Origin of the sequence: Mycolicibacterium lacusdiani, from assembly GCF_021916785.1 — a bacterium.
Taxonomy (GTDB): Bacteria; Actinomycetota; Actinomycetes; order Mycobacteriales; family Mycobacteriaceae; genus Mycobacterium; species Mycobacterium lacusdiani.
Genome location: NZ_JAKCFC010000002.1, coordinates 688,457 through 703,831, shown reverse-complemented (window position 1 = coordinate 703,831; position 15,375 = coordinate 688,457). Strand labels below are relative to the sequence as shown.

16 protein-coding genes are annotated in these 15,375 nt (G+C 67.4%); 5 read left to right on the top strand and 11 right to left on the bottom strand.

Translation table 11 applies throughout. The annotated features are described in order from the left end of the window. Positions 1 to 34: 34 nt before the first annotated feature. Both sucD and sucC read right to left on the bottom strand, forming a co-directional pair. The gene (gene sucD / locus LOK44_RS08385) at positions 35 to 949 is read right to left on the bottom strand and encodes a succinate--CoA ligase subunit alpha (protein ID WP_237569517.1); all 915 of its coding nucleotides are present in this window, start codon (positions 947 to 949) and stop codon (positions 35 to 37) included. Positions 950 to 962: 13 nt separating this feature from the next. Next, a complete protein-coding gene (gene sucC, locus LOK44_RS08380; RefSeq protein ID WP_237569516.1) occupies positions 963 to 2,126 on the bottom strand; it encodes an ADP-forming succinate--CoA ligase subunit beta in 1,164 nt (387 codons plus the stop codon). Between the two features lie 272 nt (positions 2,127 to 2,398). Here sucC and LOK44_RS08375 point away from each other — a divergent pair, with 272 nt between their 5' ends. Together LOK44_RS08375 and LOK44_RS08370 are read left to right on the top strand one after the other, a co-directional pair. Then, positions 2,399 to 3,469 carry a M23 family metallopeptidase gene (locus tag LOK44_RS08375; protein WP_237569515.1) on the top strand — a complete coding sequence of 357 codons (1,071 nt, stop codon included), beginning with the start codon at positions 2,399 to 2,401 and terminating at the stop codon, positions 3,467 to 3,469. A gap of 4 nt (positions 3,470 to 3,473) precedes the next feature. Beyond that, positions 3,474 to 4,142, top strand: coding sequence for a hypothetical protein (locus tag LOK44_RS08370; RefSeq protein ID WP_237569514.1), 669 nt, complete (start codon positions 3,474 to 3,476; stop codon positions 4,140 to 4,142). 8 nt (positions 4,143 to 4,150) lie between these two features. On the opposite strand, the gene pcrA is transcribed toward LOK44_RS08370, so the two are convergent. Further along, the gene (gene pcrA, locus LOK44_RS08365) at positions 4,151 to 6,466 is read right to left on the bottom strand and encodes a DNA helicase PcrA (RefSeq protein ID WP_237569513.1); all 2,316 of its coding nucleotides are present in this window, start codon (positions 6,464 to 6,466) and stop codon (positions 4,151 to 4,153) included. 296 nt (positions 6,467 to 6,762) lie between these two features. Here pcrA and LOK44_RS08360 point away from each other — a divergent pair, with 296 nt between their 5' ends. Beyond that, the gene (locus LOK44_RS08360) at positions 6,763 to 7,026 is read left to right on the top strand and encodes a chorismate mutase (protein ID WP_372481202.1); all 264 of its coding nucleotides are present in this window, start codon (positions 6,763 to 6,765) and stop codon (positions 7,024 to 7,026) included. Positions 7,027 to 7,029: 3 nt separating this feature from the next. Here LOK44_RS08360 and modA read toward each other — a convergent pair whose 3' ends face one another. Both modA and LOK44_RS08350 read right to left on the bottom strand, forming a co-directional pair. Further along, positions 7,030 to 7,782 carry a molybdate ABC transporter substrate-binding protein gene (gene modA / locus LOK44_RS08355; RefSeq protein WP_237569511.1) on the bottom strand — a complete coding sequence of 251 codons (753 nt, stop codon included), beginning with the start codon at positions 7,780 to 7,782 and terminating at the stop codon, positions 7,030 to 7,032. Between the two features lie 3 nt (positions 7,783 to 7,785). Then, complete coding sequence (locus LOK44_RS08350; protein WP_237569510.1) at positions 7,786 to 9,234, bottom strand: NAD-dependent succinate-semialdehyde dehydrogenase; 1,449 nt, start codon at positions 9,232 to 9,234, stop codon at positions 7,786 to 7,788. Positions 9,235 to 9,283: 49 nt separating this feature from the next. On the opposite strand from LOK44_RS08350, the gene pgi reads away from it, so the two are divergent. Then, positions 9,284 to 10,939: a glucose-6-phosphate isomerase gene (pgi, locus tag LOK44_RS08345; RefSeq protein ID WP_237569509.1), complete on the top strand. Its 1,656-nt coding sequence runs from the start codon at positions 9,284 to 9,286 to the stop codon at positions 10,937 to 10,939. A gap of 58 nt (positions 10,940 to 10,997) precedes the next feature. Here pgi and LOK44_RS08340 read toward each other — a convergent pair whose 3' ends face one another. The 3 genes from LOK44_RS08340 to LOK44_RS08330 form a co-directional block, all read right to left on the bottom strand. Further along, complete coding sequence (locus tag LOK44_RS08340; protein ID WP_237569508.1) at positions 10,998 to 11,534, bottom strand: hypothetical protein; 537 nt, start codon at positions 11,532 to 11,534, stop codon at positions 10,998 to 11,000. Continuing rightward, complete coding sequence (locus LOK44_RS08335) at positions 11,527 to 11,811, bottom strand: helix-turn-helix transcriptional regulator (protein WP_237569507.1); 285 nt, start codon at positions 11,809 to 11,811, stop codon at positions 11,527 to 11,529. The genes LOK44_RS08340 and LOK44_RS08335 overlap by 8 nt, the downstream gene beginning before the upstream one ends. A 97-nt stretch (positions 11,812 to 11,908) precedes the next feature. Next, positions 11,909 to 12,658 carry an SDR family oxidoreductase gene (locus LOK44_RS08330; protein ID WP_237569506.1) on the bottom strand — a complete coding sequence of 250 codons (750 nt, stop codon included), beginning with the start codon at positions 12,656 to 12,658 and terminating at the stop codon, positions 11,909 to 11,911. A gap of 104 nt (positions 12,659 to 12,762) precedes the next feature. On the opposite strand from LOK44_RS08330, the gene LOK44_RS08325 reads away from it, so the two are divergent. Then, positions 12,763 to 13,320 carry a chorismate mutase gene (locus LOK44_RS08325; protein ID WP_237569505.1) on the top strand — a complete coding sequence of 186 codons (558 nt, stop codon included), beginning with the start codon at positions 12,763 to 12,765 and terminating at the stop codon, positions 13,318 to 13,320. Position 13,321: 1 nt separating this feature from the next. On the opposite strand, the gene LOK44_RS08320 is transcribed toward LOK44_RS08325, so the two are convergent. From LOK44_RS08320 to cobF, 3 genes are read right to left on the bottom strand one after another with little or no spacing between them, the layout of a single operon-like run. Continuing rightward, a complete protein-coding gene (locus tag LOK44_RS08320; protein WP_237569504.1) occupies positions 13,322 to 14,185 on the bottom strand; it encodes an Fpg/Nei family DNA glycosylase in 864 nt (287 codons plus the stop codon). Positions 14,186 to 14,222: 37 nt separating this feature from the next. After that, positions 14,223 to 14,606: a phage holin family protein gene (locus tag LOK44_RS08315; protein ID WP_237569503.1), complete on the bottom strand. Its 384-nt coding sequence runs from the start codon at positions 14,604 to 14,606 to the stop codon at positions 14,223 to 14,225. 27 nt (positions 14,607 to 14,633) lie between these two features. Next, the gene (gene cobF, locus LOK44_RS08310) at positions 14,634 to 15,374 is read right to left on the bottom strand and encodes a precorrin-6A synthase (deacetylating) (protein WP_237569502.1); all 741 of its coding nucleotides are present in this window, start codon (positions 15,372 to 15,374) and stop codon (positions 14,634 to 14,636) included. Between the last annotated feature and the right edge of the window lies 1 nt (position 15,375).

Below are 15,375 nucleotides of genomic sequence, written 5' to 3'. Positions count from 1 at the left end.
ACCTGACCGCAGTCTCGGCGGAACGTGGTGCTGCTTACAGGCTTTCGTAGATCTCGCGGGCCAGGCGCGCGGTCTCGGACGGCGTCTTGCCGACCTTGACGCCTGCGGCCTCGAGCGCCACCTTCTTGCCGTCGGCGGTACCCGCACCATCGGACACGATGGCACCTGCGTGGCCCATAGTCTTGCCCTCGGGCGCAGTGAATCCCGCGACGTAGCCGATGACCGGCTTGGTGACGTTGGCCTTGATGTAGTCGGCGGCCTTCTCCTCGGCGTCGCCGCCGATCTCGCCGATCATCACGATGACCTTGGTCTCGGGATCCTTCTCGAACGCGGCGATGGCGTCGATGTGGGTGGTGCCGATGACCGGGTCGCCGCCGATGCCGATGGCGGTCGAGAAGCCGAGATCGCGCAGCTCGTACATCATCTGGTAGGTCAGCGTGCCGGACTTCGACACCAGGCCGATCGGACCCTTGCCGGTGATGTTGTTCGGCGTGATGCCGACCAGCGACTCACCGGGGGTGATGATGCCGGGACAGTTCGGCCCGATGATCCGGGTCTTCGGCGCTGAGTCGCCGCCTTTAGACAGGTTGTAGGCCCACGCATAGGCGCTGTCCTGCACCGGGATTCCTTCGGTGATGACGACCAGCAGCGGGATCTCGGCGTCGATGGCCTCGATGATGGCGTCCTTGGAGAACGCGGGCGGGACGAAGGCGATCGACACGTCGGCGCCGGTCTCCTTCATCGCCTCGGCGACGCTGCCGAACACCGGCAGTTCGACGTCGTTGCCGTCTTTGTCCTTGTGCGACACGGTGGTTCCGGCCTTGCGGGCGTTGACGCCGCCCACGACCTGGGTGCCCGCCTTGAGCATCAGCGCGGTGTGCTTGGTGCCCTCGCCGCCCGTGATGCCCTGGACGATGACCTTGGAATCCTTGTTCAGGAAGATAGACATCTTTGTGGCTCCCTTACTTGTTGGCCAGCTCGGCGGCCTTGTCGGCACCGGCGTCCATGGTCTCGGCCTGAATGACCAGGGGGTGGTTCGCTTCGTCGAGGATGCGGCGACCCTCTTCGACGTTGTTGCCGTCCAGACGAACCACGAGCGGCTTATTAGCGCTGTCGCCGAGCTTCTTCAGCGCGCCGACGATGCCGTTGGCCACCGCGTCGCAGGCGGTGATTCCGCCGAACACGTTGACGAAGACGCTCTTGACCTGCTCGTCGCCCAGGATGACGTCGAGGCCGTTGGCCATCACGTCGGCCGAGGCGCCGCCACCGATGTCGAGGAAGTTCGCCGGCTTCACGCCGCCGTGCTTCTCACCGGCGTAGGCGACGACGTCGAGCGTCGACATGACCAGCCCCGCGCCGTTGCCGATGATGCCGACCTCACCGTCGAGCTTGACGTAGTTGAGGTCGTTCTCCTTGGCCTTCAGCTCGAGCGGATCCGTGGCGTCCTTGTCCTCGAACTCCTCGTGACCCGGCTGACGGAAGTCCGCGTTGGCGTCGAGGGTGACCTTGCCGTCCAGCGCGAGGATCTGATCGTCGGGCGTACGCACCAGCGGGTTGACCTCCACCAGCGTGGCGTCTTCGCCGATGAAGACCTCCCACAGCTTCTGGATGGTCACCGCGGCGGCATCGAGCACCTCGGCGGGCAGGTGGCCCTGCTCGGCGATCGAGCGCGCGGTGGCCAGGTCCACGCCCTTGACGGCGTCGACGGGCACCTTCGCGAGGCGCTCGGGCTTGGTGGCCGCGACCTCTTCGATCTCCATGCCGCCCTCGACGGAGCACATGGCGAGGTACGTGCGGTTGGAGCGATCGAGCAGGAAGGAGATGTAGTACTCCTCTGCGATGTCACTGGCCTCGGCGACCAAGAGCTTCTTCACGACGTGGCCCTTGATGTCCAGGCCCAAGATGTTCTGCGCGTGCGTGAACGCGTCGTCGGGGGTGGCTGCGTACTTCACGCCGCCGGCCTTTCCGCGGCCGCCGACCTTCACCTGCGCCTTGACCATGACGGGCTTGCCGATCTCCTCGGCGATGGCCTTCGCGCCCTCGGCGGAGTCGGTCACCCGGCCCGGCGTCGTCGGTACGTTGTGCTTGGCGAACAGTTCTTTCGCCTGGTATTCGAAGAGATCCATGGGCTCACTGTCTTGTCTGCGTTGACGTTTGCGTTATTTAGAGGTCTGGCCAGAATTTGGCGCTGGACTCGAACCAGTGGAAACTTTATCCACACGCGGAGGAGGCTCCGGCACCGCCTACCAGTCATGTGGCACATCTCACCGGGGTGCTGAAGTGATACGGATCACAATCGCGGTTGGAATCAATCCTCGGGTTGCCACCAACATTGGATTTTGGTTAACGTGCCTGGGGCCTCGATAACGGTACGGTTACGGAACTAAGGATATTTCGGTTGGCAGAGCACAGTTCGTCCAGATTCCCGCAAGGGGTTCCGACGGGCGCTTATGACGCCGCCATCACCGACATCATTCCGTTCAACGAGTTCGGCGACCTGGCTGACCTGGGCGACGACCTTGGTTTCAGCAACAGCTCCGCCTTCGACCGCGAAGCCCGCGTCATCCACGCCCCCGAGCTGGACGACCTGCACGACACCGACGACCTGATCCCGCTGCGGCTCGAGGTCCCCACTCAGTTCCAGCTCACCGGCAGCAGCCGCCACAGTGCTCGTCAGACGGCACGCGCCTACCGCGAGAGCAACACCGACACCAGTGACGGCATGGCCCAGACCGACGTCATCGACATGTCGTCGCGGCGGGGCGCACACCGCAAGCTCGACGCAGGAGCGGTCAAGGGCCGTCTCGTCGCCGCAGCGATGGCAGCAGGCGCCACCGCGGCCGCTGCTTACTCCGTCGCCAACAGCACCGACGTTCCCGCCGCCGACACCATGCTCGCCGCGGGCCAGGGCGCCTTCGTCGACGGCGGCACCATCACCGGCTCCGTCGACGGCATGCAGATCGTCACGGTGGCCCCGGTCGCCAGCGCCGCGATCCACAGCGAGGAACTCGCCAACGGCGCCGCCTACGCCCAGGAGCGCGCTGAGCGCGAGGCCCGCCTCGTCCGCCCCATGTTCGTCATGCCGACCAAGGGCGTGTGGACGTCGGGCTTCGGCTACCGCTGGGGCGTGCTGCACGCCGGCATCGACATCGCCAACTCGATCGGCACGCCGATCCTGGCCGCCTCGGACGGCGTCGTCGTCGACGTCGGCCCCACCGCCGGCTACGGCGCCTGGGTGAAGCTGCGTCACTCCGACGGCACCGTGACCCTGTACGGCCACCTGAACACCTGGTCGGTCAGCATGGGTGAGCGCGTCATGGCGGGCGACCAGATCGCCACGATGGGCAACCGCGGCAACTCGACCGGCCCCCACTTGCACTTCGAGGTGCTGTCCGGCGGCACGAACCGCATCGACCCGGTGCCGTGGCTCGCATCGCGTGGCCTGACCCCTGGCGGTTACGTAGGCTAGTTCGGTGGCTGACCGGACGTCCTCCTCCGACGGACCATCCTCAGACCGAACGCGCATCATCAGGCGACGCCCGGATCCTCTGCACGCCGACTTCGCCCCGCAGACCGGCATCATCCGTCGAGCCCCTACCGGCCCGGTACCCGTCGTCGTCCCACCCGGCCGCGACGACCCGCAGACGACGTTCATCACCCCGCCCGAGTCGCAGACCACGTTCATCGAACCGCCCGACGCGAACACCTTCCTGCGGCCGCCCGACGACCCCCAAGCGACCTACCCGCCGCGCGCCACCCCGGAGGTCGTGCGCGCCCGTCCCAGCCCCGGTGCCGCATCGGCCACCGCGACCATGGCGATCATCAGCGGCTGGGCCACCGCCGTCATCGCCACGTCGCTGATCACCAACTGGTGGCGTACCGACGAACTGTTCTGCATCGCAATCGGTTTCCTCACCGCGGTGTCGGCTTCGGCCACTATCGGCGGGCTGATCTCGTTGCTGCTGCGCCGTCGCATCGGCCGGCTGCTCATCGGCGTCGGCAGCATCGTCGCACTCATGATCTTCGCCGGCCTGTTCGTGGCGGGCGCCAGCCTGCCCGCGATCGTCTACGCCATCCCGGCGCTGCCGCTGGTCACCATCGTGCTGGCGGTGCTGCCCGCGACCGGACGCTGGTGCCGCTAGCTAGCGGGTCAGAGCTTCTGGATCGGCGCGTGGTTGTGCATGAGCTTGACCCGTCCGGCACTGCCGAAGTCGATGAGCGACATCGCCGACTCCCCCATGCCCGAGACCTCCTCGACGCGGCCCAGCCCGTACTTGTCGTGCGTGACCCGGTCGCCCGGCTCCAGCACGATCAGCGGCTTGTTCCTCGCACCGCCGGGACGTGACGTCGGCGACGGACGCGGCGTGCCGAAGCGGCCCGCCCCGCTCACCGGTGCGCTGTACGCCGACGCCGGGGTGTCGACGCGGCGCCAGTCGATGAGTTCCTGCGGGATCTCGCGCAGGAACCGCGACTCCGGGTTCAGCATCGGCTGACCCCACGACGACCGCACCTTGGCCCTGCTGAGGTACAGCCGCTGCCGCGCACGGGTGATGCCGACGTAGGCCAGGCGGCGTTCCTCGGACAATTCGTTAGGGTCGCCGAGGGCGCGCATGTGCGGGAACATGCCGTCCTCCCAGCCGGTGACGAACACGACGGGGAACTCGAGACCCTTGGCGGTGTGCAGGGTCATCATCGTCACGACACCCGCGCCGTGCTCGGGGATTCCGTCGGCGTCGGCCACCAGCGACACCCGTTCGAGGAACTGTGCCAGCACGCCGGTGTCGGGCACGTCCTCGTCGACGGGCTCGCCCTCCTCCTCGCGCAGCGCTGCGGCGTTGGCCAGGTCGATGCTGAATTCGTGTGCGACGCTGACCAATTCGTTGAGGTTGTCGAGCCGTGCCAGGTCCTGTGGGTCGCTGGACGCTTCGAGCTCGCGGCGGTACCCGGTGCGGTCGAGCACCGCCTCGACCAATTCGCCCAACTCACCGTCGAGCAGGCCACGCAACTCGTCGAGCAGGCTCGTGAAGCTCGCGACCGCCTTCTCGGAGCGGGTGTTCAGCATCGGCACCCGCCCCTCGGCGGCTGCCTGCAGCGCGTCGTTGAAGCTGGCGCCGGTGTTCTCGGCGTAGACCGCGACGCACGCCTCCGCCCGGTCGCCGATGCCGCGCCGCGGCGTGTTCAGGATGCGCCGCATGCTGACCGCGTCGCCAGGGTTGTCGAGCACCCGCAGGTAAGCGACGATGTCGCGAATCTCCTTGCGCTCGTAGAACCGGACGCCACCGACCACCTTGTAGGGGATGCCCGCGCGGATGAACACCTCTTCGAGCGCTCGTGAGTTGTTGTTCGTGCGGTAGAAGACCGCGACGTCGTTGTAGGTGATGTCCCCTCGGTCGGACAGCTCGTCGATCTCGCTCGCCACGAAGCGGGCCTCGTCGTGCTCGTTGTCGGCGACGTAGCCGACGATCAGCTCGCCCTCCCCCGCGTCGGTCCACAGCCGCTTCTCGCGTCGGCCCGAGTTGCGCGCGATCACGGCGTTCGCGGCGCTGAGGATGTTCTGGGTGGAGCGGTAGTTCTGCTCGAGCAGGATCGTCGTCGCGTTGGGATAGTCGCGCTCGAAGTCCTCGATGTTGCGGATCGTGGCGCCACGGAAGGCGTAGATCGACTGGTCGGCGTCACCCACCACGCACAGCTCGGCGGGCGGCACCTCGGCGTCGTTGAGGTCGTGGCCGACCAGCTCGCGCACCAGCATGTACTGGGCGTGGTTGGTGTCCTGGTACTCGTCGACCAGGATGTGCCGGAACCGTCGGCGGTAGTACTGCGCGATCTGCGGGAACGCCTGCAGGACGGCGACCGTCTCCCCGATCAGGTCGTCGAAGTCCAGCGCGTTGGCCGCACGCAGCCGCTTCTGATACTCCGAGTAGACCTCTGCCACGATGCGGGTCAGCTCGTCGGTGGAGTCGTTGAGTTCGGCCGCCGCGCGATCCGGGTCGATCAGCTCGTTCTTCAGGTTCGAGATGTTGGTCGCCAACAGCCGCGGTGAGTACTTCTTGGTGTCGAGGCCCATGTCCTTGGCGATCATCATGAGCAGCCGGCGTGAGTCGTCGGCGTCGTAGATCGAGAAGTTCGAGTTCAGGCCAGGCAGCAGCGACGCCTGGTTGCGCAGGATTCGCACGCAGGTCGAGTGGAACGTCGACACCCACATCGACCGTGCCCGCGGACCGATCAGGCCGGCTACCCGCTCGCGCATCTCGGCGGCCGCCTTGTTGGTGAACGTGATGGCCAGCACCTGGCCCACCCCCACGTCGCGGGCGGCGAGCAGGTAGGCGATGCGGCGGGTGAGCACCGCGGTCTTGCCAGACCCTGCACCCGCGACGATCAGCAGCGGTGACCCCTCGTGGATGACCGCTTGGCGCTGCTGAGGATTCAGTCCGTCGAGGAGCTGATCTGTTTCGGTGGCGATCGACATAGCGTCTCTGAACTTACCGCTGCCCGGGGACACCGCGGCGGAGCCGCGAAAACCAGCACTGCGGCATACCCGCCGAATAGGGCTTTGCGCGGACGCGGGAGTTGGTGGCACACTCGATCCGTGCTCGTAGCGCAGGGACGATTTTTTTACGGATACCGGCCGCCGGTGTCCGTGGTCTAGCTGCTTTCCCAGAGCCCCGCGGTCCGCTTCCGGATCCGGGGCTCTTCTTCTCTCGTGAGGCCCGAAACCGGATGAGACCACAATCCACCCGAGACGACGATTCGGAGCCACACATCATGAGCGTTGACGCAGAACCCACACCAGACATCGACGACCTTCGCCAGGAGATCGACCGGCTCGACGCCGAGATCATCACGGCCGTCGCCCGGCGCGCGGAGGTCTCGAAGATCATCGGCAAGGCGCGGATGGCCTCCGGCGGCACCCGCCTGGTGCACAGCCGCGAGATGAAGGTCATCGAGCGCTACAGCGTGCTGGGCCCCGAGGGCAAGGACCTGGCGATGCTGCTGCTGCGCCTCGGCCGCGGACGCCTCGGGCACTAGCCCTCAGGGCGTGCCGAAGCCCGCATCGCCCAGCACCTTCCGGCCCTTCTCGCCGGTGACGAAGTCGACGAAATCCTGCGCCAACTCGGCGTTCGACGAGTCCGTCAGCGTCGCGATCGGATAGGTGTTGACGGCGTCGGCGGCCTCTGGGAAGTGGACGGCGGCCACCTTGCCGCCCGAGCCCGCGACGTCGGTGACGTAGACCAGCCCGGCGTCGGCCTGCCCCGACGTCACCTTGCCGAGCACGTCGGTCACCGATGACTCCTCGCTCACCGGGGCCAGCCGAACGCCTGTCGCCTGCTCGACGGTCTCGGTCGCGGCGCCGCACGGCACCTGCGGTGCGCACGTGACCACGTCGAGCCCGGGGCGAGCGAGGTCGCCGAACGTGGCGATGCCCTCGGGGTTGCCCGGCGCGACGGCGATGGTGAGGACGTTGCTTGCGAAGTCGACGGGCTCGCCGGCCAGCAGGTCCGCCTGCGCCGCCTTGTCCATGTTCTTGGCGTCCGCCGATGCGAAGACGTCGGCCGACGCACCCTGGGTCAGCTGAGTGACCAGGTCCGACGAGCCCGCGAACGAGAAGTCGACCGTCGACCCAGGGTGGTCGGCCTCGAACTGCTCGCCGATCTGGGTGAACGACTGCTTGAGCGAGGCCGCCGCGAACACCGTCAGGGCGTCCGGGGAAGCAGTGTCCTGACCGCACCCGGCGGCCGAAGCCGCGACGGCGAGTAGCGCCGCCGCGACCGCGAGGGGTCGCACGCTCTACTTCGTCAGCGCGATGTACTTCGTGTCGAGGTACTCCTCGATGCCCTCGGTGCCACCCTCACGACCGAAGCCCGACTCCTTGATGCCGCCGAACGGAGCAGCCGCATCCGAGATCACGCCGCGGTTCACGCCGACCATGCCCGACTCGATGGCCTCGGCCACCCGCAGCGCCCGGTCGAGCGACTGCGTGTAGACGTACGCCGCCAACCCGTACTCGGTGTCGTTGGCCGCGGCGATGCCCTCCTCCTCGGTGTCGAAGCCGGTGATCGGCGCGACGGGCCCGAACACCTCCTCCTTGAGGATGCGCGCGTCGGTCGGGACGTCGGCGAGCACGGTCGCCGGGTAGAAGTTGCCCGGCCCGTCCGGCGCCACGCCACCCACCTCGACCGTCGCGCCGCGCGATACGGCGTCGGACACCAGCTCGGTCACCTTGTCGAGCTGCTTCTGGTTGATCAGTGGTCCCAGCGTCGACGACTCGTCGAGGCCGTTGCCGAGCTTCACCTCGCTCATGCGCTTGACGAGCTTCTCGGTGAACTCAGCGCGGACCGAGTTCGCGACGTGGAAGCGGTTGGCCGCGGTGCACGCCTCGCCGCCGTTGCGCATCTTGGCGAGCATCGCGCCGTCGACCGCGGCATCGACGTCGGCGTCGTCGAACACGATGAACGGCGCGTTGCCACCCAGCTCCATCGAGGTGCGCAGCAATTTGTCCGACGACTGCTTCACCAAGGCCTTGCCGACACCCGTGGATCCGGTGAAGGTGAGCTTGCGCAAACGTCCGTCGTCGATCAGCGCGCTGGTGACCGCACCGGGATCACTGGTCGGCAGGACCGACAGCACGCCCTTGGGCAGGCCCGCCTCGTCCATCAGCTTCGCGAGGTACAGCATCGTGAGCGGCGTCTCCTGCGCGGGCTTGACGATCATCGTGCAGCCGGCCGCGAACGCCGGGCCCATCTTGCGGGTGCCCATGGCCAACGGGAAGTTCCACGGCGTGATCGCGTAGCAGGGGCCAACGGGCTGCTTCGTGACGATGATCCTGCCGGTGCCCGCAGGGCTCGGGGTGTAGCGGCCGCCGATGCGCACGGCCTCCTCGGCGAACCAGCGGAAGAACTCGGCGCCGTAGGTCACCTCGCCCTTGCTCTCCGCGACCACCTTGCCCATCTCGAGCGTCATCAGCGCCGCGATGTCGTCGGCGCGGTCGGTGATGGTCTCGAACACCGATCGGAGGATCTCGCCGCGCTTGCGGGGCGCGGTCGCGGCCCACTCGGCCTGGACGGCGCACGCGGCGTCCAGCGCGGCGACGGCGTCCTCCGCAGTCGCGTCGGCCACGCTGATCAGCGGTTCGTCGCTCGAGGGGTCGAGCACGTCGAAGGTCGATTTACGTGTGAGTTCCTCACCGCCGATCCACAGGCCGGTGGGAACTGACTTCAGGAGGGCGCTGGTGTCCATACATCCATCATTTACACCTTCGTTTCGACGCCCGCATTAGGGTTTGGATATGGCGCAGATTTCAGACATCTCGACGACTCCGGCGTGGAACGCATTGGTCCGGCACCACGAGACCATCGGCTCGAAGCACCTGCGCGAATTCTTCGACCAGGACCCGGCCCGCGGCCACGAATTGACCTTGACCGTCGGCGATCTCTACATCGACTACAGCAAGCACCGCGTCACCCGCGAGACGCTGGAACTCCTCGTCGACCTCGCCCGCGCGGCCGACCTCGAGGGCAAACGCGACGCGATGTTCGCAGGCGAACACATCAACACCTCCGAGGACCGCGCGGTGCTGCACACGGCGCTGCGACTGCCCCGCGACGCGTCGCTGACCGTCGACGATCAGGACGTCGTCGCCGACGTGCACGAGGTGCTCGATCGGATGGGCGAGTTCACCGACCGGCTCCGCAGCGGCGAGTGGTCGGGCGCGACGGGTGAGCGCATCACCACCGTCGTGAACATCGGCATCGGCGGTTCCGACCTCGGCCCGGTGATGGTGTACCAGGCGCTGCGGCACTACGCCGACGCCGGCATCTCCGCACGCTTCGTCTCCAACGTCGACCCCGCCGACCTCGTCGCGAAGCTCGACGGGCTCGACCCCGCCTCGACGCTGTTCATCGTCGCCTCGAAGACGTTCTCCACCTTGGAGACCCTGACCAACGCGACGGCCGCGCGGCGCTGGCTCACCGACGCACTCGGCGATGAAGCCGTGGCCAAGCACTTCGTCGCGGTGTCCACCAACGAGAAGCTCGTCGACGAGTTCGGCATCGACACCGCCAACATGTTCGGCTTCTGGGACTGGGTCGGCGGCCGCTACTCCGTGGACTCGGCGATCGGACTGTCGGTGATGGCGGCGATCGGCAAGGAGCGGTTCGCCGAGTTCCTGGCCGGCTTCCACCTCATCGACGAGCACTTCCGCACGACGCCGCTGGAGTCGAATGCGCCTGTGCTGCTTGGCCTGATCGGGCTTTGGTACAACGAGTTCTTCGGCGCCCAGTCGCGCGCGGTGCTGCCCTACTCGAACGACCTGGCCCGGTTCGCGGCGTACCTGCAGCAGCTCACGATGGAGAGCAACGGCAAGTCGGTACGCGCCGACGGCTCACCGGTGACCACCGAGACCGGCGAGATCTACTGGGGCGAACCGGGTACCAACGGTCAGCACGCCTTCTACCAGTTGCTGCATCAGGGCACGCGGCTCATCCCCGCGGACTTCATCGGGTTCTCTCAACCGACCGACGACCTGCCGACCGCCGACGGCACCGGCAGCATGCACGACCTGCTGATGAGCAACTTCTTCGCTCAGACCCAGGTGCTGGCGTTCGGCAAGACCGCCGAGGAAATCGCCGCCGAAGGCACCGCGGCCGACGTCGTCCCGCACAAGGTGATGCCCGGAAACCGGCCCAGCACATCGATTCTCGGCACCAAGCTGACGCCGTCGGTCGTCGGCCAGCTGATCGCGCTCTATGAACACCAGGTGTTCACCGAGGGCGTCATCTGGGGCATCGACTCGTTCGACCAGTGGGGCGTTGAACTCGGCAAGACTCAGGCCAAGGCGCTGCTGCCGGTGCTCACCGGTGACGGCTCCCCCGCCGAGCAGACCGACAGTTCGACCGACGCCCTGGTGCGGCACTACCGGTCCGAGCGCGGTCGTTCAGCCTGACCGCCTGCGATTCGTGGAGTGTTTCCTGCGGTGAGCGCGGGAAATGTTCCACGAATCGCTACTCGGGGTCGGGGTCGGGATCGGGCCGGGTCCAGCCGACGATCATCGCGGGTAGGCAGCCACCGATCAGCAGCACTGTCAGCACCATGAGACCGCCGGCGTAGGCCATGTCGGGGTCGGTGCCGTCGGTGAGCGTCGCGCCGAAGATCAAGTAGAAGGCCGGCATCAGCATCAGGGCCTGGGTCACCGACAGGCCCATCGCCCTTGCGCTGTTGCGTTGCGCGACCTCGAACTCGTCGAGTGCCCCCTCCGGCGCGTCACCCCTTCTGCCCGAGACGATCTGCAGTGCGATCCACAGCGGGAAGAACAGCACGCAGGCGGGCAGCCACAGCAGCGGCGCCCACTGCAGACCCGCCGCGCAGAGGATCGAGACGACGGCCATGAAAGCGAACGTCACCGCGAGCCCGATCACCAGAAGGCGCCGCCTACCCTGGGTTCGCCAGCCGGGTAGCGAATTGGCATGTCTGCGTTCGGTCTTGAGGAACTGGCGGGTGCGGTAGTCCTGGTAACGGTCGAGGATGCTGGGTTCAGTCATGGTCGTTTCCTTCCGCTCGTCTTCCGTAGAGTTCGGCCGACAGCGGCGTGAACGCGGTGCGGGAGAAGACCGCCTCGACCGGAAGACCGAACACGTCGCAGATCCGGAACGCCAGATCGAGGCTCGGGTAGTGGTCGCCCCGCTCGAGCGCCCCCACGGTCTGGGGGTTCACGTCGATCAGCGCCGCGAGTTGGGCTCGCGTCATCCGCCGCTCGGCGCGCAGCACGCCGATGCGATTGTGGATGGGGAGGTTGTCCCCACGCCTCACCGGACTCATACAACTAAACGTTAGGAAAACCCAACGCTGGCGTCAAGCCCCAACGCAATTCGTGGAGTATTTCCTGCGGTGAGCGCGGGAAATGTTCCACGAATCGCTAGGCGAAGCGATCCATGAACCGCGGCGGCAGCAGCTTGATGACCTCGACGAGCGGCCACCAGGGCCAGCCGGGTACGACGGCGCGGCCCTTTTCCTTCTCGATGGCGTCGACCATCGCCTTGACGCCGGTCTCGTTGTCGACCATCAGCAGCGTCGAGTTCGACTTCGCGGTCATCTCGGACTCGATGTAGCCGGGCTCCAGCGTGGTGATCTTGATGGGGCTCGACTTGTACTCGGCCCGAAGCGATTCGCCCAGCGACGTCACGCCCGCCTTGCTCGCGGCGTAGGCCGCCTTGAACCCCGGCACGCCCTTGTTGCCCAGCACCGACGACACCAGCACCAGGTGCCCGCGGCCGGCGGCCTTGAACATCGCCAGCGCGGTCTCGATCTGCACCAGCGCGCTGACCAGGTTGGTCTCGATCGTCGCCTTGTTGGCCCACAGCTTGCCGCCACCGAGCGGATAACCCTTGCCGATGCCCGCGTTGACGATCACGGTGTCGATGCCGCCGAGTTCCTCGGACAGCGCCTCGAACACCTTGGGCACCTGCTCGTGGTCGTTGACGTCGAGAGACGCGACGGCCACGGTGATGGCCGGGTACTTGGCCGTCAACTCGGCCTTGAGTTCCTTGAGGTTCTCGGTGCGACGGGCGCACAGCGCGAGGTCGCGGCCCTTGGCGGCGAACTGGCGAGCCATGCCCGCGCCCAGCCCCGAGCTGGCGCCGGTGATGAGGATCTTCTGCCGAGTCATGCGAGCAGGATAACCGGACTCGACAGCCGTCAACTAACTGGTCGGTGGGGCCGACACGCGCGATCGCCAGCGACCGCACAGCGTCATGGCCGATGATCGACGTCGTGAAACGCAGAGTCTTGCTGACCATTGGGCTCGTCGTGGGAGCGTGTGGTGCCGTCCCCATCGCCCACGCTGACGAGGCCGGACCGCTGTTCCGGCTCGTCGACACCGCAGCGCAGCGCCTGCTGACGGCCGACCCCGTCGCGGCGTCCAAGTGGGTGGACGGCGGTCAGATCGTGGACCCGGCCCGCGTGGGGCAGGTGCTCGACGCGGTGGGTGCCGACGCGCGCACGCGTGGGATCGACCAGGGCTACGTGCGGCGGGCCTTCGAGAACCAGATCCACGCGACCGAGGGCATCCAGTTCACCCGCTTCGGGCAGTGGAAGTTCGACCCCGCAGCGGCTCCGACCACGGCGCCGGACCTGTCGGAGTCCCGCACGGCGATCGACGGCTACAACAAGACGATGGTCGCCGAGATGGCCGCACAATGGGGTGTGCTGCGCGGCGCGGGCTGTCGCGTGGCGCTCGACGAGGCGCGCACCTCGGTGATCGCCCGGCGTGCCCTGGACCCGCTGTACGACCGGGCGCTCGACGTCGCCACCGGGTCGTACTGCGGCTAGCTCACTTGAGCAGCTTGGACATCCGCCGGTCGGCGAGCACCTTGCCGCCGGTCTGACACGTCGGGCAGTACTGGAACGACTTGTCGACGAACGACACCTCGCGCACGGTGTCCCCGCACACCGGGCACGGCAGGCCGGTGCGTGCGTGCACCCGCATGCCGCTGCGCTTCTCGCCCTTGAGCGTGGCCGCCTGCTGGCCGACGGACCGCGACACCGCGTCGGTGAGCACGGTGATCATCGCGTCGTGCAGTGCGTCGAGTTGGGGGTCGGTCAGCCTGCCCGCCGTCGCGAACGGCGAGAGCCGGGCGACGTGCAGGATCTCGTCGCTGTAGGCGTTGCCGATGCCCGCAATCACCTTCTGGTCGGTCATGACGGTCTTGATCCGCCCGCCGTTGCCCTTGAGCACCTCGCAGAGCGCTTCGCGGTTCAGCGACAGCGCATCGGGTCCGAGCGCGGCGATGCCTGGCACCTTGGCCGGGTCGTCGACGAGGTAGACCGCCAGCCGCTTCTGCGTGCCGGCCTCGGTGAGGTCGAAACCGGGTGCCTCGCCCGGGGTTCCGAGGTGCACGCGCAACGCGATCGGACCCTTGCCCGGCTTGAGCGGTAGCGGCGAGAGCTTGTCGGACCACCGGAGCCACCCGGCGCGCGACAGGTGGGTGATGAGGTGCAGGTCGTCCACCTCGAGGCCGAGGAACTTGCCCCAGCGGTTCGCGCCGGTGACCTGGCGGCCGTGCAGCGCGGTGGGCGGCGGGTCGAACGTCTTGAGCACCGACAGCGCGGCGACGTCGATGCGACCGACGGTCAAGCCGGCGGCGTGACGCCGCAGATGGTCGGCCAGCGCCTCTACCTCGGGCAGTTCGGGCATGTCATCCAGTGTGCCGTACGGGTGCCCGACGTCGTCGTCATACGCCGGGGGTGACGACTGACAGTCCCCAGCTGACGATCGACAGCACGATGGCGGCCCAGATCGCCGTCCACCAGAAGTCGTCGATGAACAATCCCCAGTGGGTGGTGTTCTCGGTGATCCGCGACGTGATCCACAGCATCAGCGCGTTTACGACGACGTGGAACAAGCCCAGCGTGACGATGTACAGCGGCAGCGAGATGAGCTGAACGATCGGCTTGATGATCGCGTTGACCAGACCGAAGATCACCGCGACCACGAAGACGATGCCCGCTCGCTGCAGCGTGTCGTCGCCACCGACGAAGGAGATGCCGTCGACGACCAGTGTGACGATCCACAGCGCTACCCCGGTCAGCGCGGCGCGCAGGAAGAATTGGGCCATGTGCGGATCTTGCCACCGCGCAGCGGTTCAGGCGGGTCGCAGCAGGTACGTGTCCATGATCCAGCCGTGCCGCGCGCGGGCCTCGGCGCGGATCGAGGCGATGCGTTCGCCGTCGTCGCCGACCGTGCCCGCGACGAGCAGTTCGTCTCCGGTACCGAGGTAGGCGCCCCACCAAATACGGGTCGACGGCGGGCAGCCGAGGAACGCGCAGTCGCCGTCGAGCATGACGACCGAGGTGCCGGTCAGGCCGTCCTCGCGGAGTCTGCGCCCGGTGGTGATGAGTACCGGTTCGCCGATGTCGTTGAGCGGGATGCGATGTCGGGCCGTCAGCGCCTGGATGGCCGTGATGCCGGGCACGACCTCGTAGGTCAGGTCGATGCGCTGGGCGACGATGTCGAGGATGCGCAACGTGCTGTCGTACAGCGACGGATCGCCCCACGCGAGGAATCCACCGACACCGCCGTCGGGCAGCTCCGCGAGCATCGCCTGGGCCCATTGGTCGGCCCTGGCGGCGTGCCAGTCGGCGACGGCCTGGGTGTAGTCGCCGTCCTTCGCACGCTTGGGGTCGGGCAGCTCGACGAAGCGGTAGCCGGGTTCGCGGATGAACCGGTGGCACACCTCCCGACGGAGTGCCACCAGATCGTCCTTGGCGGCGCCCTTGTCGGGCGCGAAGAAGACCTGGGTGTCGTTCAGCGCGGCGACGGCCTGGGCCGTCACGTAGTCGGGATCGCCGGCCCCGATGCCGATCACGTTGATGCGCCGCGTCATG

What these genes read in the sequence shown, in the direction of transcription:
- sucD (WP_237569517.1), bottom strand. Translation starts at nt 949, where the DNA reads ATGTCTATCTTCCTGAACAAGGATTCCAAGGTCATCGTCCAGGGCATC.
- sucC (WP_237569516.1), bottom strand. Translation starts at nt 2,126, where the DNA reads ATGGATCTCTTCGAATACCAGGCGAAAGAACTGTTCGCCAAGCACAAC.
- pcrA (WP_237569513.1), bottom strand. Translation starts at nt 6,466, where the DNA reads ATGTCGATCGCCACCGAAACAGATCAGCTCCTCGACGGACTGAATCCT.
- LOK44_RS08360 (WP_372481202.1), top strand. Translation starts at nt 6,763, where the DNA reads ATGAGCGTTGACGCAGAACCCACACCAGACATCGACGACCTTCGCCAG.
- LOK44_RS08350 (WP_237569510.1), bottom strand. Translation starts at nt 9,234, where the DNA reads ATGGACACCAGCGCCCTCCTGAAGTCAGTTCCCACCGGCCTGTGGATC.
- pgi (WP_237569509.1), top strand. Translation starts at nt 9,284, where the DNA reads ATGGCGCAGATTTCAGACATCTCGACGACTCCGGCGTGGAACGCATTG.
- LOK44_RS08340 (WP_237569508.1), bottom strand. Translation starts at nt 11,534, where the DNA reads ATGACTGAACCCAGCATCCTCGACCGTTACCAGGACTACCGCACCCGC.
- LOK44_RS08335 (WP_237569507.1), bottom strand. Translation starts at nt 11,811, where the DNA reads ATGAGTCCGGTGAGGCGTGGGGACAACCTCCCCATCCACAATCGCATC.
- LOK44_RS08330 (WP_237569506.1), bottom strand. Translation starts at nt 12,658, where the DNA reads ATGACTCGGCAGAAGATCCTCATCACCGGCGCCAGCTCGGGGCTGGGC.
- LOK44_RS08320 (WP_237569504.1), bottom strand. Translation starts at nt 14,185, where the DNA reads ATGCCCGAACTGCCCGAGGTAGAGGCGCTGGCCGACCATCTGCGGCGT.
- LOK44_RS08315 (WP_237569503.1), bottom strand. Translation starts at nt 14,606, where the DNA reads ATGGCCCAATTCTTCCTGCGCGCCGCGCTGACCGGGGTAGCGCTGTGG.
- cobF (WP_237569502.1), bottom strand. Translation starts at nt 15,374, where the DNA reads ATGACGCGGCGCATCAACGTGATCGGCATCGGGGCCGGCGATCCCGAC.